The following is a 26423-nucleotide window of genomic DNA, read 5'->3' as shown; positions in this document are numbered from 1 at the left end:
CAAACAAATAGCCACAACGATAATAATTAAATTTTTAAGGAATACACCAATGCACACTCAACAAGTGCAAGATAATTTATGGCCCCTATTGGGCACACAACAAGGAATTTGGTTTGCTCAGCAAGTGATGCCAAACCCTGAAGAATTCAACGTCGCACATTATGTAGAAATCGAAGGTCAAGTTGATACGTCGATTTTTAGGCAGGCAGTGGCAAAAGGGCTTAACACTGCAGATTCATTACATTGTCGTTATGTAGAAGTCGAAGGCGTGATCAAACAGCAATTTCAAGCAGGAAAGGCTTTAGAAGAAGTGCTGGAGGTTTTCGATTTTTCCCATTTAGAGCAGCCAAAAAATGCTGCATTGGAATGGATGGAAAAAGATCTGCAAACGGCCATCGATATTCAAGGCAATGAAAGACGCTACCGTCACTGCCTAATTCAAATTGGCTCCAAGCAAGCACCAAAGTGGCTTTGGTACCAGCGTTATCACCATATTGATGTTGACGGATTCAGTTTTAACGCAATTAGCCAAAATATCACCCGTCACTACAATCACATGACACTCGGAACGTCCGAGCCTGAAGGTTTTATACCAATGGCCAAGGTAGTCGCGGAACATGGTCAATTTACCGAATCAGAGCAATACGACAAAGCACGATATTTTTGGAAGGAGGCCGGAAGTTTGTTGCCCGCTCCGCCTTCTTTAACCACTGGCGGAACCGATAAGGCACGTTTTGGTGTTGTTAAGCAGCACATTAGCCTTCATGGTGGCGATTGGCTACATGCCCAAGGCAATAATGTACTACCCTCAGAGCTCGCAATGGCTCTTGTGTTTGCGTATTTACATTTACACAGCGGCAATGACGACGTCTGCGTCGGCTTCCCATTTATGCGCCGAATGGGCAGTTCGGCAATGAGTGCGTCTGGTGCGGTTGTGAATGTACTACCTTTGGCATTTTCTGTTGATAAAACAATGAGTATTACCGATGTCGCTCGGGTGATGAATAAAGCCATCAGACAAGCTCGTCGTTATCAAATGTATGATGCAGAGCAAATATCGCGCGATTTAGGCAAAGTCGGGCAACCCTTGTACGGACCAATGCTCAACTTCAAGCCATTTGAAGATGAACTGCATTTTGCTGGCATCAGATCGAAAACGCATATCTTATCTGCAGGTCCGATCGATGATATTGAATTTTCTCCTGCATTAAGTAACAGCAAGCTTGAGATTGAGCTCACTGCCAATGCTCAAAAGTACAATACGCAATCATTAGCGATTCATGCTGATCGATTTGCCAACATGGTGGAGCAAATCGCGCAAAACCCATCCATTACACTTGCTGAGATTGCACTTATTCCTCAAAGTGAGCAGCAAAGTATCGCTGATTGGTCTGTTGGCAATCGATGGCGAGATCCGCATCAAGATAAATCTGTTCTTGATGTTTTTGAACGCAATGCTGCACAACAACCAGATGAAACTGCGCTCGTTTATAAGCAACAAAAATGGAGCTTTCAGTCATTGCGTGAAGCTATTGAGCAGCGCGTTGCTCAGTTGCATACTTTGGGTATAAAGCCAAAGCATGTTGTAGGTGTGGCATTGCCTCGAAGTCCAGAAACCGTGGTTACTATGCTGGCTATCATGCGCTGTGGTGGGGCTTACTTACCAATAGATCTTGATTATCCCCAAGAGCGTATAGAGACGATCCTTGAACAAGCTCAACCTCAAACGGTTATTGTTGAAGATAAAGAAAACCTGTCATGGGGGGAATTAGCAAACTGCACAACACTTGCTGAATTAACCGCTCAACAGATTTCAACCCCAGAACAGATTGATATTTCCAAGCATGATGTCGCCTATATCGTATTTACTTCAGGCTCAACAGGTAAGCCGAAAGGTGTTATGAACACGCATGGTGCGTTACTTAATTTACTTCATTCTCATCAAAACTCTATCTTTGCGAAAGCGATATCAAGCCTAGCGACAAATCGTTCGACTGAGCCGGAAAAGATTACGGTCAGGGCCTCACATACGACGTCATTCTCATTTGATGCATCTTGGGAACAAGTTATTTGGATGCTGTGCGGTCACACGCTTTATCTTTATGATGATGATCAGCGTAAAGATGCCTATGAATTAGTTGAATGTGTAGCAAACGACCACATCGATGCAATGGATTTACCCCCATCGCTGTTTAATCAGATGCTTGATAGCGGACTTATGGAGCAGGTTTATACACCAACTCTGGTTCTCATCGGTAGTGAAGCGGTACCAGAAAAACTGTGGGAGCGTGTAGGTAATTACCCTCAGCTGTTGGTAGAAAACTTCTATGGTCCAACAGAGTTTACCGTAGATGCCGTGAGTGCTCCTCTAAATGCAGATACCACTCCTGTAATTGGCCGTCCGATACTCAACGCTAAAGCCTATGTTTTGAACAATGCATTGCAAGAAGTGCCTGTCGGCGTGGCCGGTGAGTTATACCTTGCAGGTGCAGGGCTGGCGAAAGGCTATTTGAATCAACCGGGAATGACAGCAGATCGATTTGTTGCCAATCCATTTGAGCACGGTCAGATCATGTACCGTACGGGTGATTTAGTAAAATGGCGCGAGAATGGGCAGTTAGACTTTATTGGTCGAACGGATGATCAGGTCAAAATTCGTGGTTTCCGTATCGAACTTGGTGACGTAGAAAGCGCAATCAACAATATCCCGGATGTGGATTCATCAGTGGTGATTGCAGAACGTTTTGGAGATTCACACCGTTTAATTGCGTATTGCACGTTAGTCAGCCATGCGAAGGGGCTTATCTCTGAGCAGCAGTTACTCGATGAAATGAGTCAGGCATTACCAGAATACATGGTTCCGGCAGGTTTGATGATCCTTGACGCGTTCACGCTAAACGTCAACGGGAAAATCGACAGAAAGTCATTACCAAACATTGATCTTACCAATCGCGAAGAAGTGATCGCTCCGGTTACAGCAGAAGAAGTTGCTCTATGTAGTGCCATTGCAGAATTGCTTGGTGTTGCTGATGTTGGTATTTCAGATGATTTCTTTAACCTTGGTGGGGATAGTATCTCCGCAATGGGGCTTGGCACCATTTTGCGTAAAGTTGGCTTCGAACTCCGCCCCAAAGAAATCTTTGCCGCCCGTAGAGTTGGTGATATGGCGAAAGTGATGAAGCCACTAAACCGGCAAGAGCATGTGGCGCAAGAAGGGCAAATAAAGCCGTTGCCAATGTGGCAATGGTTTGAAGATACCTTCTCGGAGGACACCAGCTATGTTCAGAGTGTCTTTGTCGAAATCGAAGCTGATGTCACGTTGAGTGCGCTACAACGAGCGCTGGCGAAACTGGTATCGATGAATTCGGTGTGTCGCTTGATAAAGAAAGAATCGCAATATTATATCGAATCGATAGATCAACTTGATGTCGCATCGTGGGTGGAGCATCTAACAGTCGATGAGCTAAAACATGCCGATATTGATGCCATATTTGATCAGTATGGTAAGACAATGAGCTTGGCTAATGGTCAGCTACTACGGTTAGTGATGCTAAGTGATAGTAAAGGGCAATGTGGCCTGATGATCTTAGCCCATCACCTGTTGATTGATGGTGTCTCTTGGCGTGTGTTGTTGCCTCAGCTTAAATCACTAACTCGCGCGGAAGTTTCCGGTCATGACATCGTCATTCCAAATGAAGTCACGGGTATCAATACGTGGTCTGATGCGCTGCACAATTATTTGGATGTCGCGGCTCAACAAATGGCGGATTGGCGAGCACGAGACAGTCGTCCTGTCATGCCGTTCAAACCTGCGCAAGAGGATTGCCGAGTTAAGCATTGCCGAAATAAACTGGCAGCTGCTACCACAGAGCGTGTGCTTGAGTTCGGTCAACTGTCAGAGTCGATTGATATTGAAGAGATCTTACTTTCATCCGTAAGTGCAGCCATTGCTAATGTGTTTGGCAACGAGGCGATTAAATTCAATCTTGAATCTCATGGGCGGGAAGAGTTTGACTCGTCCATCAACCTAAGCCAAACCATGGGTTGGTTTACCACAGAGTATCCTTTGGTTGTGGCGTTGCCGGAATCAGGGACAACGGTTGACTTGCTGCGTGAGGTAAAACAAGCCAAACGGAGTATCAAGGATAAAGGGTTGGGGTATATGGCCTTGCTCCATCTTGATAATCCGCATCGTAACGAGTTAAAAGGACTAGCAAGTCGTTATAAGTCGTCGGTACTCTTTAACTATTTGGGCCGATTTGAGCAATCGTCAGAGAAATGGTCGCCGCAAAGTCGAGCCGGAAAATTTGCTGATACCTTTGCTGTTCTGTTAGACAGTGAACAAGCACTACAGCACGATCTCGAACTGAATATTTTTGTCGATGAAAATGCAGCCGCGCCCGCATTTGCATTGAACTGGTCATGGAACGAATTTCAGTTTAGCCAAAATGAAATCGATATTATTAGTGACAAAATTGAAGAGAATCTGAATTCTATTGCCGATTGGCTTTCTTCGAGAACAATGTTGGCTGAAGAGCTAAAAGTGCCAGCAGAATTGACGGTTGCCGGTATTTCATTGCCACAAGCTTCAAGTCTTGAAAAGCGATATGGGGAGCTTGCAGATGTGCTTCCGGCCTTGCCTTTACAAGAAGGATTGTTATTCCAGTCACAACTGGGTGATGAGAACAGTAATTACAATTCAACAACGCGATTAACCTTTGACGGTGAGATCAATATTGAACATGTTAAGTGTGCTCTTAATGTGGTGATAAGCCGTCATCCTCAATTAAAGGCTAAGTTTGATAGCGATATGCTGGGTAAAACCGTTCAGCTTATTCCTAAGGAGCTCGGTGAGTGGCCAATCGAAAGTCATAGCATTACTTCGATGGAAGAAAGCGAACAGCAAGCGTATCTGACTCGTTTTGAGAAAAGTGAACTGACGCGCCAGTTTGATCTCAGCAACCCTGAACAATCACTATTAAATGCGAGTGTGATTTATCATGGTGATAACCAAAGTACTTTGTACATCTCAGCTCATCACTTGGTGGTTGATGGTTGGTCGACGCCGATCTTGTTGAGAGATTTCCTAACGGCATATGCGAGTGGTGTTGATGTCTTAACGCCGATTAGCGCAAGTTATGCCAGCGTTGTTGAGCAGCTTACAGGAAGAGATAAAAAAGCCGCTCAGCAACGATGGGTGGATGTGTTACAGGGCGTGAACCCAGCCATTGCATTTGAAGATATTCCCGTCACAGATAAGCTCAACGAGCTCGAACTGCTTATCCCAGAAGACAAGACTCAAGCGATCAATCAGCTACTTCGCCACTATGGCCTTACCATGAACTCATTAATGCAAGGTGTTTGGTCGAGCATTCTTGGCAGCATGATGGGTAGAGAAGATGTGGTTTTTGGTACGCCGATATCAGGCCGCTTTGGTCATGTGGAAGGGATTGATGAACATATTGGTTTGTTCAGCAATACCATTCCGGTAAGGATGAAACTCAAACCAGATCTAAGTTTGCTTGAGCAGCTAAAAGCGCATCAAGAAATTCAGATTCAATTACTAGAGCATGATGAGCTTGGTTTGGGTGAAATTCAGCAATTGGCCGGCGGCGAAACGCTATTTGATACGCTCCTGGTGGTTGAGAACTATCCAGATCATTCAGATTGGTTTAACAAAGACTATGCTGGAGCACAGCTGTGCGATATTCATAACCGTGGCTACACTCATTACCCATTAACGATCTTAGTGTTACCCGGTGAGCAGATCCATATTCTGTTTGAATACCGCGATACAGCGGGTGTCGCTGAGCAAATAATGCAGCGCTTTGAACAAGTGTTAGATGCGATTATCGCATCACCAGAGGCAAGTTTGACCCAGTTGGATTTACGTCTTGCTGATGAAGTTGAGTTACAGCAGCGTGTCAACCAGACCAAAGTTGCGTTACCAGAGCAAACCTTGCGTTCGTTGATGGTGCAACAAGCTGAGAAAACGCCCGAAAAACTTGCTTTGATTGATGAAGAACGAAGTTTCACTTATCGCGAAATGAGAGGGCAGGTAAAAGCGATAGCGGAGTTACTCTGGCAGCACAATGTGAGTGTTGGCGATATTGTTGCCGTTGCTTTGCCAAGAAGTACGAAGTTAAGTCTTGCGTTCAATAGTATTATTGAATGTGGGGCCGCTTACTTACCGCTTGATGTGGGTTATCCAGACGAAAGGTTGGCGTACATGGTCAATGATGCGAAACCTAAGCTGATCATCACGACATCTGAGCACCAAGCGCGCTTTTCTGCATTCGGAGAGTTGCTAATTTTGGATGACCTTCCTGAGCCAGTGGCTTCCACGCTGACTGAAGAGAAGGATGGACTTGCGCCTTATCATGGAGCCTACATCATCTATACCTCTGGCTCGACAGGGAATCCGAAAGGCGTGTTAGTTTCGCATCAGGCTATCGTAAACCGCCTGAAATGGATGCAGCATGAATACACACTCAATGCGCAAGATGTGGTCTTGCAAAAAACGCCATGCAGTTTTGATGTTTCTGTCTGGGAGTTCTTCTGGCCGCTGATTGAAGGTGCGAGCTTGGTCATGGCACCACCGGAATCGCATAAAGATCCGGAGTGGTTAATGCAGATCATCAATGACTACAAAGTGACAACCATGCACTTTGTACCGTCTATGCTTGCTGCGTTTATGGCATCGATAGAAAACAGTCATGAACAAGGTGAACGTGTCGCCCGAAGCTTGCAGCGTGTTTTCTGTTCTGGTGAGGCATTATCGAAAGAACTGTCTAGTCAATATGCACGCTGGATAGAAGCGCCATTACACAACTTATATGGTCCAACTGAGGCGGCGGTTGATGTAACGTATTGTCCGGCTTTTGGTTCTGCTTTAGCTGAAAGCTTAGGGACGAGTGTGCCGATCGGTCTACCCGTATGGAATACGCAGGTGTATGTGCTAGATAGCTTCCTGAGAGAAACGCCAGTGGGTGTTCCCGGTGAGTTGTATTTAGCTGGTGATCAATTGGCTATCGGCTACTTGAACCGCAGTGGATTAACAGCAGACAGGTTTATTGCAAATCCATTCTCGAGTGGGGAGCGTATGTACCGTACCGGGGATGTTGTTCGTTGGCTGCCCTCTGGAAAAATCGAATACCTTGGTCGAAGTGATGATCAATTAAAAATTCGTGGTCAACGGATTGAACTGGGAGAAATCGAAACGGCACTTCAATCGCTTGCAGGTGTTAAGCAGGCCCTTGTCTGTGCAAAATCCTTGAGTAATGAAAAGGCTATGGCGGGTGCGGATGATCGCCAACTTGTGGGTTATGTGATCCTCAATGATGGTATCGAAACGGAGAGCGAAACTCTGCGCAACAAACTGGCAGAGCATTTACCAGCGCACATGGTTCCTGTTGCCATTATCCTGATGGAAGAATACCCGTTAAGTGCAAACGGCAAACTTGATCGCAAAGCATTGCCTCTCCCGAGTGACGTTGTCACTGGATCTGGGCGGACAGCACGACCAGGGATGGAAACGCAACTTGTGAGCATATTTGCTGACGTGTTAGGCCTGGATACTTTGTCTGCAGAAGATGATTTCTTTGCCTTAGGTGGTCACTCATTAATGGCAATGAAGCTGGCAGCAGATATTCGCCGAATTCTTAATGTTCCTGTGACCATTGGTCAAATTATGGTGAATCCAACACCAGAGAAACTGACGGCATTATTATTAGACGATGAAGCGCTAAACGATCCAACTCTTGCTGGCTTTGGTGAAGTCCTGCCAATAAGAGCGGGATCTGGTCCTGCGCTCTTCTGCATCAATTCCGCCTCTGGTTTCGCGTGGCAATATACAGGTTTACCTAAATATCTAGATGGTCATTATCCAGTATTTGGTCTGCAATCACCACGTCCAAATGGTGCCATCTCTGCGGGGCGAGACATGGAAGATGCTTGTGATATTCATATGAAAGCATTGAAGCAATTACAGCCTGAAGGACCATACCATTTACTAGGCTATTCCTTTGGTGGAACAGTCGCTCAGGCATTGGCATCTAAACTGCAACGTCAAGGTGAAGAAGTTGCATTCCTAGGCTTGCTAGATACCTATCCACCTGAAGGTCAAGATTGGGAAGGGCCAATGAATGAAGAGGCGCAAGACGAGATCGAAAGAGAAAAGGATTTGTTCTTAGCAGCAAATGACATTACAGATGATGAATTGGACAAGCAACGTATGGCGATGTTTAAAGATATAACATCGAACTATGAAGATGCTGTTCGGCTATTATCTAGTGCAAAATCATCACTTTATGATGGTGAGGTGAATTTGTTTGTGGCTGAACGTACCTTACCCAAGGGGTATGACATTGATGCGCATTGGAAGCCATTTATTACCAGCTTGCACAAGCATTATTTTGAGTGTTCACACGAAGATATTATCGCGCCTGAAAATGTTGGTGATGTTGGGGAGCAGCTAGATACGTTGCTTAGTGGGCTCCCAAGCTTGAAATAACAAAAATAAAACCGGCGAAATCGCCGGTTTTTTATTGGTGTAAATTCTTTATGTGAAACGCATGATATCGCCAGAAACGCTAATCGACTCTAGAATCTCGAGGAATGATCATTGGCGTCTTGGTGAGAGGGTCGGGCATTACTAAACAACGTAACCCATATACGTGTTGGATCAGTGTTTCTGTGATCACCGTATTAGGTGTCCCTTCTGCAACGACTTGTCCTGAATTCATCACGATTAAATGATCAGCGTAACGACATGCATGATTGAGATCGTGCAGCACCGCAACGATGGTTGAACTGTTTTGCCGATTCAGTTTTCTGAATAGATCCAATAGTTCGATTTGATGTGCAATGTCTAAATAAGTTGTCGGTTCATCTAACAACAAATAAGGTGTTTTTTGCGCCAAAACCATAGCAACCCAAACACGTTGCCGCTGTCCTCCGGATAATGCTTCAACGTTTTGGCCTAGTAATGGCTCAACCTGAGTTGCCTCTATCGCTTGTTGTACGGCCTGTTCGTCAGCTTGTGTCCAGCGTTTCAAAAATGATTGATGAGGGAAGCGCCCTCGACATATGAGATCGTGAACAGTTAAGCCAGATGGCGCAATTGCAGATTGGGGTAGTAGTCCCAGCTGCTTTGCCAGTTCTTGACGAGGAAAGTGGCAGAGATTTTTGCCGTCTAACAAAACAGATCCAGATTTGGGCATGAGCAGATTGCTTAATCCGCGTAGTAATGTTGATTTACCGCAGCCGTTTGGTCCTAAGATGACAGTGAATTTATTGTCTGGGATGCCAACTGACAAAGATTGAGATATGACGTTATCTTGGTAGGCGAGTGTGACTTGTTCCGCCTGCAATCGATAGCGCGAGTTTATTTTATGTTGTGTTGCGTTAGTCAAATTATGATCTCTCTGATTGGCGAATAAGCAAATACAGCAAGTAGATACCTCCAATACTTATGGTTATTACGCCGACGGGTAATTGGTTTGGTGCAAATAAATTAACGGCAGTGAAATCGGACAGAGTGAGTAACATCGCTCCCATCAATGCAGAGGCCATCAGTCCCACCGAGCCATCTTTGGTTAGCTTTTTAGCAAGTTGTGGAGCGACTAAAGCGATGAATGAAATCGGGCCCGTAGCGGCAGTGACTGCTGCTGTCAAAATGACGCCAGATAACATCGCCAGCCGCCGAGTACGCTCACCACTTACGCCAAGCATTGCGGCATTGTCATCACCCATTTCTAAAATGTTCAACTTTCTGACAAGTGTTGCAGATATGACAAAAGCGACAGCAATAAAAACAAACGATGGCAAAATTTTACTCCATCCCAGTCCATTCAATGTACCAGCACCCCATATGGCGGCTGTCATCGCTGTCTCCAACTTGCTTGTGAGCATCAGCCAGCTATTAAAAGCGCTTAACATGGCGCTGATGCCAATACCAATGATGATTAATCTAAATCCTTGGATTCCTTGTTTGTATGCCAGCAGGTATACAGCAGTTGCTGCAATTAAGCCGCCTGCGATTGCACCAAATGCAACCTCAAAATAGCTTCCCCCAAATACAATGATGACGACTAGTGCACCTGTGTATGCACCAGTGTTAAAGCCAATAATGTCAGGGCTTCCTAATGGATTACGGATGAGTGATTGAAAAAGTGCACCACTGACTCCGAGCGCTGCGCCAAAAAAAAGCGATGCAAATAACCTCGGTAGTCGCCATTCAAGAATCACAATTGAAGTGAATTGTTCAGCGGTGCCGAATGCGACCTCAACAAGATCGGTCAGGCTTGTTCTTAGCTCTCCTTGAGACAAAGCGAAGGTGGCAATGATTGTTGTGGCTATCGTAAGCAAAATGCACCAAGCGACAGTCCGTTTGGATAATAGAAAATTGAAACGACCACTTTTGCGGCCAAGTAGGTAAGTACCTGATGGTTGCATTAGAGTTTACCAAAGGAGTTCAGTTTACGAGCGAGGTAGATTAGGACTGGAGCCCCGACAAATGCTGTCACAATAGAGACTCGGACTTCATTGACAGCGATAACACGGCCAATGATATCGGCACTAATCAAAAGGAGAGGACCAAGAACCATTGCATAAAGCGTCAACCAGCGTTGGCTTGAAGAAGCCAGCTTTCGAGCTACGTGTGGGATCATCAAGCCAACAAAGCCAATTGGACCTGCAAGCGCTGTGGCACTGCCACATAAAATAGCGATCACTAGCAGGGCTAAAGCTTGCGTCTGTTTGACATTCGTCCCCAGTCCTTGCGCAACATCTTCACCAAGGGCTAAGTTATCCAACCCTGGTGCAATCAATAACGCGACGATCAATGCAAAAGTAATGGGAGCGATGGCCGTAAAAGTCAAAGAGAGGTTTCTGATATCTAATGAGCCAGCGTCCCAGAAACGCATTTCGTCAAAGGCTTGAGGGTTTAAAAGCGTAACCGATGATGACACTCCCGCAAGAAGTGCACCTAGAGCCACACCGGCAAGCGTAATTTTTAACGGATTCACTCGGGCTTCTTTATATGTTCCTATGAAATAGACAAATAAACTTGTGGCGAGAGCACCGATAAAAGCGAACCACAGGTGTTCACTCATCAAATGGTTACCGAAAATTGCGACACCAATAAGCACGAAAAAGCTGCTACCAGCATTCACACCGAGGATGCCGGGATCTGCAAGGGGATTTCGTGTCAAAGATTGTATTAAGGCACCTGCCACAGCTAACGCCGCTCCGACTAGCAGTCCAACGAGGGTTCGTGGGACTCTTGCTTCGAGGATTATTTGGCTTGCTGTTGATGTTACTGTGCCTCGCAAGCTTTCAAACACAATGCTTGGCGATATACTTTTGGCACCGATCACCAAGCTTAAGATGCATGTGAACAGCAGTAGAGCACATAAAGAAAATAACGTTAAAGAGTGGCGATAAGTACGTTTTTTACGGGAGTCTGGCGTTTGGGGGAGTGCCGTTTTACTTGGTAAGAGAGAAGAGATTAAAGGCAACTTATGAACACTCATAAATACAATTGTAAATAATTATCATTGCCATTATTGTAACTTGATGCGTAGAATGTTCAAGCAATAAGCATCCTCTTTCATCGTGTTGATTTCACGACTCACAATATTTGACGTAAGAAATAATGAAAATGCCCAAAATTATGCTGGATTTCAGCTTACTTAAAGAAAACCCGAATTTTAGAATGGTATTTATTGCAAGGATGATGTCGATTCTTGCTCTTGGCATGATGACCGTCGCTGTACCAATACAGATACATCAAATGACTGGCTCAACCCTTCAAGTCGGAATGATCATGGCATTAGATGGCATCGGCATGTTTGTCGGGTTGCTCATCGGGGGCGTTTTGGCAGATAAATACGACCGACGCAAACTCATTCTATTCGCCAGAACAACGTGTGGCATTGGATTTGGGGCGTTAGCCTTAAACAGCCTATTGGCGGAATCTTCCTTGGTTGCACTTTATGTACTTTCTGTGTGGGATGGCTTTTTTGGCGCGATGGGAATGACGGCCTTGATGGCTTCGTTGCCCGTTATTGTTGGACGAGAGAATTTGCCCTCAGCGGCGGCACTTAGCATGCTTACTGTTCGCATGGGAATGGTTTTGTCACCAGCGATTGGTGGGTTGCTCATCTCGTTTGGTGACGTCAGCTGGAACTACCTTGCTGCTTCAATTGGTACCTTGTGCACCTTATTCCCGTTGTTCAGACTTCCTTCCATGAAACCGAGTCATGACGCACCAGAAAATCCGTTGTTGTCATTGTATGAAGGCGTAAAGTTTCTCTTTTCGAACAAGGTTGTGGGGTGTGTGGTTGTTTTTGGTACCTTAGAAACACTCGCAACAGCGGTTAGAGTTATGTTTCCCGCGTTGGCTCTTGAAACATTTACCGGGAATGCCGCGAATGCTGGTTTGATGTACTCAGCGATCCCATTAGGTGCGATGGTCGGTGCATTAACGTCAGGCTGGGTAAAGCAATCTCAACGGCCGGGAATGGTTATGATCTACGCAACCATGGGAACATTTTTAGCCATTGTGGCCATGGGATTGGCAGGAAACTACTGGTTATTCCTTGGTATATTGGTGATATACGGATACTTAGGTTCTGTGGCTTCGCTTATTCAATATTCTATTGTCCAAGGACATACCCCAGATCATTTATTAGGCCGTGTAAGCAGTTTATGGACAGCGCAAGACGTAACTGGAGACTCGATGGGTGCTATTGGATTAGGTGCTTTAGGGAAGGTTATGGCGCCAGCAATGTCGATATTTTCATTTGGATTGGGGGCGACAGGGATAGGGATGTTAATGGTTATTCTGTTCCGCCCGCTGCGCCGAGCAAAGCTATTTGATCCTGCTTTGGCTCCGCCACCAGAGCCAACCGGTTCAGCAAAAGAAGCCACAGCGACAAGTTAGAATAAACCGCCCTATATGGGCGGTTTGTTTTCTATTGAGTACTGAATAGTGTTTCAATGTTCTCAAGTAAATTCATGGAGCTGTAATAATCGAGTCTAAATGAATCATTACCCATTGCGTAAACATGGTGATCTCGAACCGCTTTCAAATGGGCAATGAACTTATTTTCTCGTAATTGCTGAATCACAGGTGTTTCTGCGGCGAACAAAAGTATGGATTGACCTGTTATCGCATCGGCAAAGTTCTCACCATTGACTGGAACAATGTCTTTTCGTCGTCCCATTTGATGATTGTCTGTGAGCGGTTCTGGGATCTCACTTAACTCAAACCCTAAGGCTTGCAAAACTTTTCCTTGGGCGGAGTTCACTGTCCAAAAATTAGCGCCACGACCATCGCCATAATACACCATGGCAGTAGTTGGTTGAGGTGGTAGCTTAATGCGCTCTTTGACTTCGACAACCCTATGATTGAACCGTTGAATTGCGTTTTCCGCTTGTGTTTCCCGATCAGTAAATGATGCTAATAGTCGGGCAAGCTCTTGCCAGCTTTTATCGTCGTAATTAATAACCAGAGTCGGAGCGATAGCTGAGAACTGGTCATACATTTTTATTGCAGAGTCACCACCCGTTGCGGACACAATAATCAAATCTGGTCGTTCTTTGGCGACGGCTTCTGCATTAGCTAGGCCTTGATACAGTGGTTTAACGTTTCTTTCATTGGCAACGGAGCGCCATTGATAAAAATACCCGTCTTTATCTGCGACAGGACTGTTGGAAAGCGTCCCACCCGAAGCAATTACTGGAGCATCAATAGCCAAAAGTGTTCCTGTGATCGAAACACTGGTGGAAACAATTCGCTTGGGTGGCGATGTCAGTGTGATGTCACCATAGCTTGACGTTATTTTCTTTGGCCAACCGTCTGAAACAGTTAATGGCTTAGACTGCTGGTCTGAAATTGCTGCATCATTGCATGCCGACAATAAGGTCAGAAAAAGCAGCCCTATAAAAACTCTCGCATAGTGGTGTCTCATCATCAGTTCCCGTGGTTAATCGCTCTATAACGAACGCATATGACTTCATTTTTGGTAGAAGGTAGTTACTTTATTGCGAACTACTATCATTATCAATTGATTTTGTCTTTGCTGCTGCTTACTATTGGTTAAATGATAATTGTTACCATTTGTTTCTTTGTTCATAAACAACGTCAACCAATTCCTATATAGGAAATAACTTACTAAGGATTATAAAAAATGGCGATTCCCAAGATTGCTGGCTACGAAATACCAGAAGTTGATACTTTCCCTGATAACAAAGTCAACTGGAGTATTGAGCCAGACAAAGCGGTGTTATTGGTTCACGACATGCAGGAATACTTTATTAACTTCTTTGATAAGGCCAAGCAACCTATCCCACACTTACTTCGCAATGTACAAAATATCGCACAGGCAGCCCGTCATGCGAATATCCCCGTGGTTTATACGGCGCAACCTGCGAATCAAGATCCTAAGGAACGTGCTTTACTAACGGATTTCTGGGGAACTGGGCTCACGCAAGAAACAGAAATCATTGCAGAAGTTGCCCCCAAACAAGGTGATATTCAGTATAAAAAATGGCGCTATAGCGCGTTTAAGAAGACGCCTCTATTAGATTGGATGAGAGAAACGGGGCGTGACCAACTGATTATTGTCGGGGTTTACGGTCATATCGGTATTTTGTCCACTGCGCTTGATGCATTTATGCTAGACATTAAGCCCTTCATTGTCGGGGATGCGATTGCAGACTTTTCTTTGGAAGATCATCAGTACGCGCTGAAATACGTTGCAGGCAGAGCGGGTTGCATTAAATCAATGTCGCAGTTTATTAATGAAATAGCACAGGGTGGACAGCTGAAGTCAGAGCTGAGCCTAGCTTCCATGCGCGTTGATATCGCAGAGATTCTAGATATGGATCTTGAAGAAGTTGATGTTGATGAGAACCTAATGTTTTTAGGCCTAGACTCCATAAGAGCAATGACGTTATTTGAAGCTTGGAGAAAGCAAGGCATTGATATTGCCTTTTCGGACATCATGCAAAAAACCACCTTAAGGGAATGGTGGCAAATGATTGAATCGAATTTGGAAGTTGCCGCTTAGAGCTAAAGTAAAAACCGATTTCTAATGAAATCGGTTTTTTATTATGAAGAGAATTGTTCTCTTAACACTTTCTTGTTTATTTTGCCCACCGGAGTTTTAGGTAAGGCTTCAGCAAAATGGATTTGGTCAGGAATCTTGAATTGAGCAAGTCCTTGACTGTGCAAGAAGCGTTTTAGTTCAACAGGCTTTGGTGTCTGGTTGCTTTCAGGAACAATAATCGCACAGCTGCGCTCGCCCAGAAACTCATCAGGTATGGCGACTAAAGCGACATCATGTACGCTGTCATGTTGAAGTATCAGGTTTTCTACTTCTTCTGCGGCGATTTTTTCTCCTCCTCGGTTGATTTGGTCTTTATCACGTCCAGTAACAATGATGTTGCCGTCAGAGGTTAGCCGAACGAGATCTCCCGTGGCGTAAAATCGTTCTGTGTTAAATGAACGTTGATTGTGTTCTTTGGCGCGGAAATAACCTTGGATCGTATATGGGCCTCGGGTTAATAGTGCACCTTCTTCACCAACAGGGACGGGTTTGCCTTCGTCATCAACCACGAGCACTTCATCGTCTGGCGACATTGGCCGCCCTTGTGTTTTTACGATGACATCAATCGGGTCATCTAAACGTGTATAGTTGACCAAACCTTCCGCCATTCCAAAGACTTGTTGCAATTGGCAGCTTAGCTTACTAGGTAGCTCTCTGGCTGCGGTTTCACTGAACTTGGCGCCGCCAACTTGCACAAATTTAAGACTAGAAATATCGTCACAGGCAGTCTCTGCATGTTTCATCCAAAGTAACGCGAGTGGTGGTACAAGAGCGGAGACGGTGATCCTATGTTGCTCAATCAGCTTGAACGCATTTTGTGGTGAGCTATCTTGTGCCAGTACCACACAGCCCCCAGCAAAGAAAACGCCTAATGCACCCGGGGAACTTAATGGGAAGTTATGTGCTGCTGGCAATACGCACAGATAGCGTGTTTGTTCACTGAAGTCACAGATTGCATTACTTGCGATAACGCTATATGCGTAGTCATTGTGTGTTCTTGGGATCAGCTTTGGAGTGCCTGTAGTGCCACCAGACAGCTGGAAGAAAGCGACATGGTCAGCATTGCTGTTTTGAGCAATACCTTGTGCTTTATAAAGAGTTCTTAATTCGGTAATTTGAGAATCTACTGATTGGTCTGTGTGAATGAGGTATGACAATGATGCACATTCATCCTGCAAAGTTAAGGCCGTCTTTTGGGCATCAAAACCCGGCGTGTCATCAGAGAAAATATACGCTTTTGCTTGGGCGTGACGACAGAAATAGCTGAGCTCAAGAGTTCGGTGGGCCGGCAGTGCAACAACTGGCTTTATCCCTTGCATAGTCAGAGCAAAGAAGCAAATATAAAACTCCGCTCGATTGCTGATTTGCATGACAACATTGTCACCCGATTTCAGGCCTAATGTAATGAATCCTGCAGCGAGCTGGGTGATTTTGTCATGCAACTGTTGATAGGTGTATGAGCATTCACCACTGATGATGGCTAAAGCATCTGGATGAGTCTTAACCGAGTCCAGAAAATGGTCGAATAATGTTTTATCTTGCCAATATCCCTTTGCTCGATAGTACTGAGCGGACTCTTTTGGCCATGGTGTAAAATCTAGCGTGTGCTGTGTGTTCGTCATGCGTTCTATACCGTAAGTAGTTCGTCAATTTGAATACCAGCAGCACGTAAAATTGTTCCCATCTTAGCTCCTGTTTCATCTAGCTCACTCTGAGGTGAAGAGTCCGTGACGATACCTGCACCCGCAAACACACACATTTCGTGCTGGCTTACTTCTGCGCAACGAATGGTTACCACCCATTCACCATTACCCCTTGCATCACACCAACCAACCATGCCGGTAAAGTAGCCACGGTCAAAGTTCTCTATCTGCTTAATTGCTTGATAAGCCGAATGTCTCGGGAACCCACAAACCGCTGGAGTAGGGTGGAGCTCGGCCGCGATTTGCAGTGCATTCGTTGTTGGATCGTCTGCCTGACCTTCCAATACGGTCGACAAGTGCAGCATTGTTTCCGTTTCAATCACTGAAGGCACCATTGGAGTAAACAGGTTGTGGCAATGACGACTCAAGACTTTTTCAACTTCCTCGACTACAAAACTATGTTCATTCAGATCCTTTTGGGTATCTAACAAAGAAGCACGTAAATGAAGGTTTTCTTGAGTGTTTTTAGACTTGGGACGAGAGCCGGCTAACGGGTTAGAAATTACATGGCCACCTTTTTTGGCCAGTAGCAGTTCCGGACTGGCTCCCATCAATTTAGCGCCACTTCCAATGTCTGCAGCAAAGGTGTAACCATTGGCATTGATGGATAATAAGTTACGCAGTAGCACTGTTTGGTCGATCGTGTGATCTGTTGCCAGCCTGACTGAGCGTGAAAGTACGACCTTTGATAGCTCTGTGGTATCAAACAAATTCAAGAGAGTAGATACACCTTGTTTGTAATCGTTTCCTGTTGGAGCAGACACTATGGTCGCTTTATTTGAACTTTGTTTATCTTGTCCTCTTGCTCTGTGGCTACTGGAAACATAAAGCTTCTCTGGGATAACAAATCTTGTTGGCGTATTTTCATCGAAAGGAACGGTAGCAAACAAGACAGGGTTATCGTTGTGTTCAGACTTTGCTTTTTCCAACATTTCATTGGCTTGAACTGCCAGTTGTGAAAATGGAATGGCTTGCTCAAGTTGTTGTTCAATACCGACGCCTAGCATCGAACTATGGGGGGAAGCAAAGAAGAAAGGGGACTCATCTAATCGCGCATCCAAAATCTCATCAGACATTTTGGAGAATCCAACAACTTCACGTTTCATAAACCTAACCTCTAAATATTCTGTTACTTATATTTGCGAATTGTTTCGTATGCGAATACAGTGCTAGAGTATAGATGAGAATAATTATTAATATCAAACGATAATTAATTGCATTTTGATAAGGAGTGATAAATGACGTCAGATTTCTGCTACCACTTAAACGTTGGGGTAAGGTAAATGAATAGTACTTTTGAAACGGTACTCCTTACTGGAGCAGGTAAAGGTATTGGTTATGCTGTGTTGGAACATCTGTTAGAAAATGGCTATCGAGTGGTAGCGACAGATAAGGATATTTCGTTGTTGAACCAAAGCTTTGAAGATCTTAGAGCTCGTTTTGATGAATCTAGGTTACGTTGTTTCGAATTGGATTTATTAAAACACGATGCGGTGAACGACAAAGTTTGCCAACTCGATCGTGAGTTTCAGTTTGACCATTTAGTGAGTTGTGCTGGGATATTGCATCTTGGCGCAGTGAACGATATGCCTCTGGATGAGATCAAACAAATGTTTGATGTAAATACCTTTGGTGCTTTGGCATTGGTCCAAGCGATTTCAAACGGCATGAAAGATAGGCAGCAGGGAAACATTGTCGTAATTGGCTCAAATTCGGCAAATACACCTAGGTTGAATATTGGGGCATATGCAGCAACAAAATCAGCCTTACATATGCTAGTGAAATGCGTTGGTTTAGAACTTGCTGAAAAGGGTATTCGCTGCAATCTTGTTAGCCCTGGTTCAACGAGAACAGACATGCAAACTCAGCTATGGAACGCCAACTACGGCGAGAATGAAGTCATAAAAGGGAACTTAGAACAGTATCGATTGGGGATTCCATTGGGGCAAATGGCAGAACCAGAAGACATAGCTAAAGCCGTTCTCTTTCTGATGTCTGATGGTGCTAAACAGATCACAATGCATGATCTTCGTGTGGATGGAGGAGCAACGTTAGACAACTAATGAAGCCGGGCATTATGCCCGGCTAAATAGTTAAGCGATCTCAGAATGAAGGTATTCATTTTGGTAAGCGACCTTAACAGCTTCATCGAGTTTAGATAAGAAGCTGACAGAATCATCCCAGTTCAAACACTCGTCGGTAATCGACTTGCCGTAACACAACTCTCCTGAATTCAATGCTTGGTTACCTCCTTGCAAAAAGCTTTCACACATCACACCTGAAATGCTGGTTTCACCTGCGGTTAATTGATCACAAATGTTATTGATAACATTGAGTTGGTTTTTTGCAATCTTACCACTGTTGCCATGACTGCAGTCGATAATGAGGCTAGGTGCTAACTTGTTGTACTCAAGGTGATAAGCAGTACTACGAACATTTGGACTTGAGTAGTTTGGAGCCAATCCTCCACGAAGAATGACATGACAATGAGGGTTGCCTGGTGTCTGGAGTGCGATCGGATGCCCATTGGAACCGGATGTCACCAGTAAGTGAGAGTCTCCTGCCGCATGTATTGCGTCAATGGATATGGAGGTGTTTCCGTCTGTTCCATTTTTAAAGCCGATAGCACAGTGAAGTGCTGATGCAAGTTGTCGATGAGGTTGTGACTCTGTTGTACGTGCTCCAATTGCCCCCCAGCAAACAAGGTCAGCAATATATGGAGCAATGTTTGTATCGAGAAACTCTGTTGCAGTAGGGACGCCAAGCTCTAGTATCGATTTCAATAATGAGCGACTTTGATAGACACCTTGCTCTAAATTGAAATCGCCTGTTAACTCTGGGTCGACGATAAAACCTTTCCAACCTTTTCGTGTTCTCGGCTTTTCGAAATACGTTCGCATGACAATTTTTAACGTTTGACTAAATTGTTTTTGAACTTTGGCTAATCTATTTGCGTATTCCAAAGCTGCATTAGGGTCATGGATTGAACACGGGCCAATGATCACAAGCATACGCTGATCTTTTCCCGATAGAATATCTTTGATCTCGTCACGTTGAGTTTCAATAAAACGCTCTAAGCGCTCATCTACTCCAGATTTAGATAACACAGTGTGAAGGGTAGGCAGTTGTATGGCTGACGCTGCGTTGATGGCGTTGTGTAAAGGTTGCATGACTAATATCCAAATAAACCAAAAGACGATAAATGTAATGATGTTTTATTGGAGTTGATAATGGTTATCATTTCACTCCTGGATAGATAGTGTGAAACATTTTGTAACTTGTCAATACGTGTGAAGACGTGATTTAGTACATGAGCATCTAAAGCTTGCTAAAGAGAAGGGGGGCTGCGAGCGAAATGTATACTTTATTCGAAGCCTTTAATCCATTTTAACGTGCTTTATTAATGTATTTGTAATTAGATAGTAGTATCAATAAGGATAACAGTAAATAAGAGGTAAATCGTATATTTAAATTATGGACTCTCTAGTTAAATAAAAACTCATCTAACTTTCTTAAAACACAATAACCATTTGTTACAAAATGACATACCTTTTAAATAAAAATTAGAGATGATTTATAAATGAATTTTCCTTTGAGTTTTTATTGATTGAATTATTAATATTATAACCGGCTTCTATTATTGTTTTTTTTGTTAATAACAATTGTCCTTAAGTAAACTTTAAAATTATTTAAAGTGAACCTTAATCCAAAGCTCACTATAACTTCTGAAAAAGTGTCATTCCTTTTTAGGTAACTCGATCTCTTTCAATTTTTTGTGTGATTTTTAACTTGATGTTAAGAGTTGATTGAGCTAGCAACAGCAAGGAGGTAGGCTGTTTAATCCTATTTGTTTTTATTTATGTTATTGAATTTAATAGATTTTTGTTGTTTGTTTGATTGTTCTATTGTCATTGTGCAATTGTGATCTTGCTTCAATTGTTTTCTGAATGGTATTGATTGAATGCATTTGTAATTTGAATGTGATTACTCTCTATTAATTTAATTAAGCTGGAACTTACGTTTATTTTATTGGGTGCAGATCACGTATTTGACCAATTCTATATAATGAATTTAATCATTTTGGATTATGGTATGACCAATATTAAAGATTGATTTAAATAATCTCTAAATTAGCATTGTCTCAAAGTGAAACACGCTAAAAATAAAGCGTTTCTTTGGGCGTTTTCCTTGGTTGAACAGGCTTTATCTTAACGCTAACGGTTCGATTTTGGCTGTTAAAGACAATTTATAATAATTAAAGGTCAATTAAGTTCTCCTTAATGCTTTAGAGAATAACAATAGAAAAATAAGAATATTTGGTGAGGTAAGGGAAGCTTTACATCACTTTGTTTAACGACGTAATTGGCATAGGTATTGGAGACGTAATATGTCTAAAGAAGGAAGTGTTGCTCCTAAAGAGCGGATTAACATTAAGTATATTCCGGCTACTGGAGACGCACAGGCTGAAGTAGAACTGCCGCTGAAAACTCTTGTTGTTGGTGATTTCAAAGGACACACGGAAGAAACACCAGTTGAAGAGCGCAGTACAGTATCAGTAGATAAAAACAATTTTGAATCTGTTATGCGTGAGAGTGATCTTAAGCTTTCTACAACAGTCAAAAACAAACTGAGCGATGATGAAAATGCTGAGCTTCCTGTTGAGTTAAGCTTTAAGTCGTTGGCTGATTTTTCCCCCGATTCAATCACTTCTCAAGTTCCTGAACTTAATAAACTTATCGAGCTGCGTGAAGCTTTGGTTGCACTAAAAGGTCCGCTAGGAAACATCCCGGCATTCCGCGATCGTCTTCAAGACCTGCTTGCTTCTGAAGAGTCTCGCGAGAAACTGCTTTCTGAATTGAACCTTGTAAGCAGCTCTGAAGAACAACCAAAAGAGTAACTTAAGCCTCTTACGTTAATTATTACAGTTTAGGAAAACAATCATGTCTGCTACTGAATCAGTATTGGAAAGACCTGAGCTTGCTGAAGGAAGCTTGCTCGATGAAATTATGGCTCAAACCCGTATCGCACCAAGCGAAGAAGGGTATGAGGTGGCGAAAAAAGGCGTTGCTGCCTTTATTGAAAACCTAATTGGTTCAAATCAAGCTGATGAAGCTGTGAACAAGTCTTTGGTTGATCAAATGCTTGTTGAGCTGGATAAGAAAATCAGCGCTCAAATGGATGAGATCTTACACGATGAGGCATTCCAGCAGATGGAATCATCTTGGCGTGGTCTTAAGCTTTTCGTAGACCGTACGGATTTTCGCGAAAACAACAAAGTTGACATCTTGCATGTGACAAAAGAAGAGCTTTTAGAAGACTTTGAGTTTGCACCAGAAACGACGCAAGCAGGTCTATACAAGCATGTGTATTCTTCTGGTTATGGTCAATTTGGTGGTGAGCCAACAGGTGCAATCATCGGTAATTATGCATTTACACCATCAACACCAGACATGAAACTACTTCAATACATGGGTGCGCTTGGTGCAATGGCACATGCTCCATTTATCTCAAGTGTCGGTCCTGAGTTTTTTGGTATTGATTCTTTTGAAGAGCTTCCGAATATTAAAGACCTCAAATCTACATTTGAAAGTCCAAAATATACCAAGTGGCGTTCTTTGCGCGAATCTGAAGACGCACGCTACCTTGGTTTAACCGCACCAAGATTCCTACTTCGTGTCCCTTATGATCCTACAGAAAACCCAATCAAGTCGTTTAACTACAACGAAAATGTAACGGGCTCTCATGAACATTACCTATGGGGTAATACAGCATTTGCATTTGCTACTCGTCTAACAGATAGCTTTGCTAAGTACCGCTGGTGTCCAAACATCATTGGTCCTCAAAGTGGTGGTGCAGTAGAAGATCTACCTGTACACGTGTTTGAGTCGATGGGTGCACTACAAAGTAAGATCCCAACGGAAGTACTGATTACAGACCGTAAAGAGTTTGAATTGGCAGAAGAAGGCTTTATTGCTCTAACGATGCGTAAGGGTAGTGACAACGCTTCATTCTTCTCTGCAAACTCGATTCAAAAGCCGAAAATTTTCCCTAACACGAAAGAGGGTAAAGAAGCGGAAACGAATTACAAGCTAGGTACTCAGATCCCGTACATGATGATCATCAACCGCTTGGCTCATTACATTAAAGTGCTGCAGCGTGAGCAAATTGGTGCTTGGAAAGAGCGTCAGGATCTAGAGCGTGAACTGAATACTTGGATTAAACAGTACATTGCAGATCAGGAGAACCCACCAGCAGACGTACGTAGCCGTCGTCCTCTGCGTGCAGCGAAAATTGAAGTTGCAGATGTAGAGGGTAACCCAGGCTGGTACCAAGTCTCTTTGGCCGTTCGCCCACACTTCAAATACATGGGAGCAAATTTTGAGCTCTCGTTGGTTGGACGTTTAGATCAGTCTTAATATGCCTTACTTCGCACCTGAAGAAAGTGCATTTGGTGTTGGTTTCTTTGAGCGTTTAGAAGCCGACACCAAGCCAGTTTCGGCCCTATCAGGGCCGGATGCTGAGGATGTACTGGATTCAATAAAACGAAATGTGTCCGCAATTTTGAATACACGAGTTGGTGGATCACAAAGCGCTCCGAAGTTAGGGCTAGTTGATTTTAATGATGCAACGTTAGAAACCCTAGACCTATCTCTTCGTATTAAATTGGCTATACAAGATTGCTTGGAACGTTATGAACCTCGATTAACTGATGTTGAAGTTCGTACACTTTCTGATGCATACAGCCCATTAACTTTGAAGTTTCATATCGCTGCAGTCATCAATAGTGAAGCGATTCATGAAAAAGTCGAATTCAGTTTATTACTGGATCAAAACCGAAAATATCGAGTGCTGTAATCACAATGACGCAAGACAAGTATTTCAGGGAAGAACTGGCGTTTTTAAAAGAGCAGGGAAAAGAATTTACAGAAATTCATCCACAGTTATCCCGTTTTCTTCATGGCAATACGACCGATCCCGATGTTGAAAGGTTGTTGGAAGGTTTTGCCTTCTTGACTGCTCGTCTGCGCGAAAAAGTGGAAGATGAGTTTCCTGAGTTAACGCACTCTATCATCAACATGCTTTGGCCGAATTACTTGCGTCCAGTACCAAGTATGAGTGTTGTTGCCTTTTCTCCTGATAAAAGCGTCAGTGAAAAACAAATAATTGCAAGAGAAACCCAGCTTGATAGCAAAGCAATATTTGGCACCAAATGTCACTTTCGTACGTGTCGAAATGTCGAGATTTTTCCACTGACAACCTCTGAAGTTCATGCTCACCATACACGTGAAGCAACAACGATTAAGATCCACCTAAAAATGACTGGTGAGCAATCTGTTGGTGAAGCATTGCTGGATAAATTAAGATTCTATTTGGGAGGCGATAAATATAGCTCTCAAATGCTTTACTTATGGCTCAATCATTATTTGAGCAAAGTATCCGTAGATGTGAATGGAACCGAGTTTGCATTACCCAAAAGTGCATTCAGCATTGTTGGTTTTGACAGTAATGAGGCGTTATTACCGTACCCAACCAATGTATATGAAGGTTATCGCATTCTGCAGGAATACTTATCATTCCCTGAGGCGTTCCACTTTTTTGATATCAAAGATATCGATAAAGCGCTTCCGAAGTCTGTGCATGGCGAGTTTACGCTGCAGCTTAATTTCTCAAAAACCTTACCCGCAGATGTTCGCGTTCAGACTGAGAACTTTCAACTTTACTGTACACCTGTCATTAATTTGTTTGAGCACGACGCTGACCCTGTTGACTTAAATGGTCGTAAGACGGAATACAGAATTATACCTTCTAGCCGGTATCCAGCTCATTATGAAGTGTTTAGCGTAGATAGTGTGGCTGGTTGGCAAGACAACACGCAAACAGGGCAAAGGATTCGTGGCAAGAAGAGAGTGTACTCTTCATTTGAAAGCTTTCAGCATGAAGTTGAACGTGTTCGAGATCGTAAGGCGTTATATTACAGAACACGCGTAAAAGACAGTATACGTGGTGATGGTTTTGACTCTTTCATTTCCTTTATTCGTGGGGATGAAACCCTGTCTGTTGACGTCGATGAAGCCGTTTCAATTAAGTTGACATGCACGAATAGATTGTTGCCTTTAGAGCTTGGGGTCGGTGATATTTGTGAACCGACCGACACCTCACCACCGTTTGCGACGTTTAGGAATATTACAGAACCTTCCCAATCATTACGGCCAATTTTAGATGGTAGTTTACTTTGGGTTCTGATCTCTAACTTATCACTTAACTACCTTTCATTGCTTTCTAAAGATGCATTGAATTGTGTGCTGCGTGCCTATGATTTTAGAGCGTTAGTAGATAGGCAAGCTGAGCGTGTTGCGCGTAAGCGCTTAGACAGCATCGTCAAGATTGAATCTCAGCCTATTGATAAAATTTTGCGCGGTTTACCTGTCCGTGGGTTGCAATCGACTTTGTATATTGATCAAGCAGGTTTTGGCTCGGAAGGTGATTTGTATCTATTCGGAACAGTGCTCAGCCACTTCTTTACGCTTTACGCAAGCATTAACTCATTTCACGAGTTGGTCGTAATAAACACATCAAATCAAGAGAAGTATACATGGGGAACTCAAACGGGTATGCAACCGCTGATATAGCGGTAGACACTCCGGTTGGGCCCAAGCTACCGGAGTCAGTACATTCCTACAACTTTTACCAGTTAGTAGAATTGCTGCAAAAGATTAATCAATTAAACCCTGAATCAGAAGAGTGGGAACGTGCTTGTCAACTGGTTTTCAGTGCGAATCCAAGCCTTGGTTTTTCACCCTCTGATGTTGTGAATATTGATCAGCGAATCGACGAAAGAATGGTCATGTTGACCAATTTCTTTGGTTTGTCAGGTTCACAATCGCCACTCCCCGGTTTTTTTGTCGAGCAATTGGCAATGGAAGAACGAGGTGGCTGTAAGCAGCCATTCCTTGATTTCTTTAATAATCGGTTGATTAACCTCGTTTACCGGATCTGGCGCAAATACCGTTACTACGTGCGTTTTCAGCCTGACGCTAAAGACCCATTTTCAGCACAAATCTTTGCTTTAGTCGGCCTTGGGGATCCTGATTTACGAGGTGAAACACCAATTAATTGGTGCAAAATGCTGGCGTATGCAGGGACATTAGCCGGACGCAGCCGCTCGCCTCAAGTTGTCGCGGGGATCATTTCGCATTGTTTTGATCTTGATAGTGTCGAAATTCGCCAATGGGTGACAAGAAAAGTAAAGATCGCCCGAGCGCAACAACTTTCGTTGGGCCTACAGAACGCAAGCTTGGGTTATGACAGCACCATGGGGGAATCCATCATGGACTGTAAAGGCAAATTTATTATTGAAATTAAAGGGCTTTCTCGTGAACGTTTTGCTGACTTTTTGCCGTCAGGAAAAGAATTTCAACCGCTTTGCAAATTGGTCGAATTCATTTTACGAGAACAGATGGCATACGACCTTGAACTGTCAATGGATGAAAACGAAGTGATGGAAATGCGGTTGGATGATGCGGTGAAGCCCGCTTTAGGTTGGACATCTTTCCTTGGCCAGAAACTAACAGATCGCCGAGTCTTGATTCAAGTAAGGCAATAA

General features: G+C 43.6%; 16 protein-coding genes. 9 read left to right on the top strand and 7 right to left on the bottom strand.

Annotated features, from left to right (window positions below):
* Positions 1-49 precede the first annotated feature (49 nt).
* Positions 50-8512 (top strand): amino acid adenylation domain-containing protein, encoded by an 8463-nt coding sequence (locus ACQEXU_RS14005; protein WP_427011285.1) that lies wholly within the window; start codon positions 50-52, stop codon positions 8510-8512.
* Between the two features lie 79 nt (positions 8513-8591).
* Here ACQEXU_RS14005 and ACQEXU_RS14000 read toward each other — a convergent pair whose 3' ends face one another.
* The 3 genes from ACQEXU_RS14000 to ACQEXU_RS13990 are packed head-to-tail and all read right to left on the bottom strand — an operon-like array spanning position 8592 to position 11534.
* Entirely contained in the window at positions 8592-9413 is an 822-nt protein-coding gene (locus ACQEXU_RS14000; protein WP_367989987.1) for an ABC transporter ATP-binding protein, read from the bottom strand.
* A gap of 1 nt (position 9414) precedes the next feature.
* Positions 9415-10455: an iron-enterobactin ABC transporter permease gene (gene fepG / locus ACQEXU_RS13995; RefSeq protein ID WP_427011284.1), complete on the bottom strand. Its 1041-nt coding sequence runs from the start codon at positions 10453-10455 to the stop codon at positions 9415-9417.
* The gene (locus ACQEXU_RS13990) at positions 10455-11534 is read right to left on the bottom strand and encodes an iron chelate uptake ABC transporter family permease subunit (protein ID WP_367989985.1); all 1080 of its coding nucleotides are present in this window, start codon (positions 11532-11534) and stop codon (positions 10455-10457) included. Before ACQEXU_RS13990 ends, fepG begins: the two co-directional genes overlap by 1 nt.
* A gap of 128 nt (positions 11535-11662) precedes the next feature.
* Between ACQEXU_RS13990 and entS the strand changes: the two genes are divergently transcribed.
* Positions 11663-12946 (top strand): enterobactin transporter EntS, encoded by a 1284-nt coding sequence (entS, locus tag ACQEXU_RS13985; protein ID WP_367990752.1) that lies wholly within the window; start codon positions 11663-11665, stop codon positions 12944-12946.
* A gap of 31 nt (positions 12947-12977) precedes the next feature.
* Here entS and fepB read toward each other — a convergent pair whose 3' ends face one another.
* The gene (gene fepB / locus ACQEXU_RS13980) at positions 12978-13976 is read right to left on the bottom strand and encodes a Fe2+-enterobactin ABC transporter substrate-binding protein (RefSeq protein WP_427011283.1); all 999 of its coding nucleotides are present in this window, start codon (positions 13974-13976) and stop codon (positions 12978-12980) included.
* A gap of 219 nt (positions 13977-14195) precedes the next feature.
* On the opposite strand from fepB, the gene ACQEXU_RS13975 reads away from it, so the two are divergent.
* Complete coding sequence (locus tag ACQEXU_RS13975; RefSeq protein ID WP_427011282.1) at positions 14196-15077, top strand: isochorismatase family protein; 882 nt, start codon at positions 14196-14198, stop codon at positions 15075-15077.
* Positions 15078-15118: 41 nt separating this feature from the next.
* On the opposite strand, the gene ACQEXU_RS13970 is transcribed toward ACQEXU_RS13975, so the two are convergent.
* The gene (locus ACQEXU_RS13970; protein WP_427011281.1) at positions 15119-16738 is read right to left on the bottom strand and encodes a (2,3-dihydroxybenzoyl)adenylate synthase; all 1620 of its coding nucleotides are present in this window, start codon (positions 16736-16738) and stop codon (positions 15119-15121) included.
* Between the two features lie 5 nt (positions 16739-16743).
* Entirely contained in the window at positions 16744-17925 is a 1182-nt protein-coding gene (locus ACQEXU_RS13965) for an isochorismate synthase (protein WP_427011280.1), read from the bottom strand.
* Positions 17926-18102: 177 nt separating this feature from the next.
* Here ACQEXU_RS13965 and ACQEXU_RS13960 point away from each other — a divergent pair, with 177 nt between their 5' ends.
* Positions 18103-18882 carry a 2,3-dihydro-2,3-dihydroxybenzoate dehydrogenase gene (locus ACQEXU_RS13960; RefSeq protein WP_427011279.1) on the top strand — a complete coding sequence of 260 codons (780 nt, stop codon included), beginning with the start codon at positions 18103-18105 and terminating at the stop codon, positions 18880-18882.
* 30 nt (positions 18883-18912) lie between these two features.
* Here the strand turns inward: ACQEXU_RS13960 and ACQEXU_RS13955 are convergent, their stop codons facing one another.
* The gene (locus tag ACQEXU_RS13955) at positions 18913-19989 is read right to left on the bottom strand and encodes a 3-deoxy-7-phosphoheptulonate synthase (RefSeq protein ID WP_427011278.1); all 1077 of its coding nucleotides are present in this window, start codon (positions 19987-19989) and stop codon (positions 18913-18915) included.
* A gap of 1217 nt (positions 19990-21206) precedes the next feature.
* Here ACQEXU_RS13955 and tssB point away from each other — a divergent pair.
* Genes tssB through tssG form a run of 5 tightly spaced genes read left to right on the top strand, consistent with a single transcriptional unit; the run spans position 21207 to position 26423 of the window.
* Positions 21207-21716 carry a type VI secretion system contractile sheath small subunit gene (gene tssB / locus ACQEXU_RS13950; protein WP_367989979.1) on the top strand — a complete coding sequence of 170 codons (510 nt, stop codon included), beginning with the start codon at positions 21207-21209 and terminating at the stop codon, positions 21714-21716.
* 43 nt (positions 21717-21759) lie between these two features.
* Positions 21760-23235, top strand: a complete 1476-nt coding sequence (tssC, locus tag ACQEXU_RS13945) for a type VI secretion system contractile sheath large subunit (protein WP_427011277.1) — start codon at positions 21760-21762, stop codon at positions 23233-23235.
* A gap of 1 nt (position 23236) precedes the next feature.
* Entirely contained in the window at positions 23237-23674 is a 438-nt protein-coding gene (gene tssE, locus ACQEXU_RS13940) for a type VI secretion system baseplate subunit TssE (protein ID WP_427011276.1), read from the top strand.
* Between the two features lie 5 nt (positions 23675-23679).
* Positions 23680-25449, top strand: coding sequence for a type VI secretion system baseplate subunit TssF (tssF, locus tag ACQEXU_RS13935; protein ID WP_427011275.1), 1770 nt, complete (start codon positions 23680-23682; stop codon positions 25447-25449).
* On the top strand, positions 25413-26423 hold the full coding sequence (tssG, locus tag ACQEXU_RS13930) for a type VI secretion system baseplate subunit TssG (RefSeq protein WP_427011274.1): 1011 nt from the start codon (positions 25413-25415) through the stop codon (positions 26421-26423). The genes tssF and tssG overlap by 37 nt, the downstream gene beginning before the upstream one ends.

Origin of the sequence: Vibrio sp. TRT 21S02, assembly GCF_050113675.1 — a bacterium.
Taxonomy (GTDB): domain Bacteria; phylum Pseudomonadota; class Gammaproteobacteria; order Enterobacterales; family Vibrionaceae; genus Vibrio.
The sequence above is the reverse complement of the archived record's forward strand: the minus strand, read 5'-3'. Positions and strand labels throughout refer to the sequence as shown.

Bases quoted from the DNA above. Each gene is read 5' to 3' on its own strand.
- ACQEXU_RS14005 (WP_427011285.1), top strand. From the start codon at position 50: ATGCACACTCAACAAGTGCAAGATAATTTATGGCCCCTATTGGGCACA.
- fepG (WP_427011284.1), bottom strand. From the start codon at position 10,455: ATGCAACCATCAGGTACTTACCTACTTGGCCGCAAAAGTGGTCGTTTC.
- ACQEXU_RS13990 (WP_367989985.1), bottom strand. From the start codon at position 11,534: ATGAGTGTTCATAAGTTGCCTTTAATCTCTTCTCTCTTACCAAGTAAA.
- entS (WP_367990752.1), top strand. From the start codon at position 11,663: ATGCCCAAAATTATGCTGGATTTCAGCTTACTTAAAGAAAACCCGAAT.
- fepB (WP_427011283.1), bottom strand. From the start codon at position 13,976: ATGAGACACCACTATGCGAGAGTTTTTATAGGGCTGCTTTTTCTGACC.
- ACQEXU_RS13975 (WP_427011282.1), top strand. From the start codon at position 14,196: ATGGCGATTCCCAAGATTGCTGGCTACGAAATACCAGAAGTTGATACT.
- ACQEXU_RS13970 (WP_427011281.1), bottom strand. From the start codon at position 16,738: ATGACGAACACACAGCACACGCTAGATTTTACACCATGGCCAAAAGAG.
- ACQEXU_RS13965 (WP_427011280.1), bottom strand. From the start codon at position 17,925: ATGAAACGTGAAGTTGTTGGATTCTCCAAAATGTCTGATGAGATTTTG.
- ACQEXU_RS13960 (WP_427011279.1), top strand. From the start codon at position 18,103: ATGAATAGTACTTTTGAAACGGTACTCCTTACTGGAGCAGGTAAAGGT.
- ACQEXU_RS13955 (WP_427011278.1), bottom strand. From the start codon at position 19,989: ATGCAACCTTTACACAACGCCATCAACGCAGCGTCAGCCATACAACTG.
- tssB (WP_367989979.1), top strand. From the start codon at position 21,207: ATGTCTAAAGAAGGAAGTGTTGCTCCTAAAGAGCGGATTAACATTAAG.
- tssC (WP_427011277.1), top strand. From the start codon at position 21,760: ATGTCTGCTACTGAATCAGTATTGGAAAGACCTGAGCTTGCTGAAGGA.
- tssE (WP_427011276.1), top strand. From the start codon at position 23,237: ATGCCTTACTTCGCACCTGAAGAAAGTGCATTTGGTGTTGGTTTCTTT.
- tssF (WP_427011275.1), top strand. From the start codon at position 23,680: ATGACGCAAGACAAGTATTTCAGGGAAGAACTGGCGTTTTTAAAAGAG.
- tssG (WP_427011274.1), top strand. From the start codon at position 25,413: ATGGGGAACTCAAACGGGTATGCAACCGCTGATATAGCGGTAGACACT.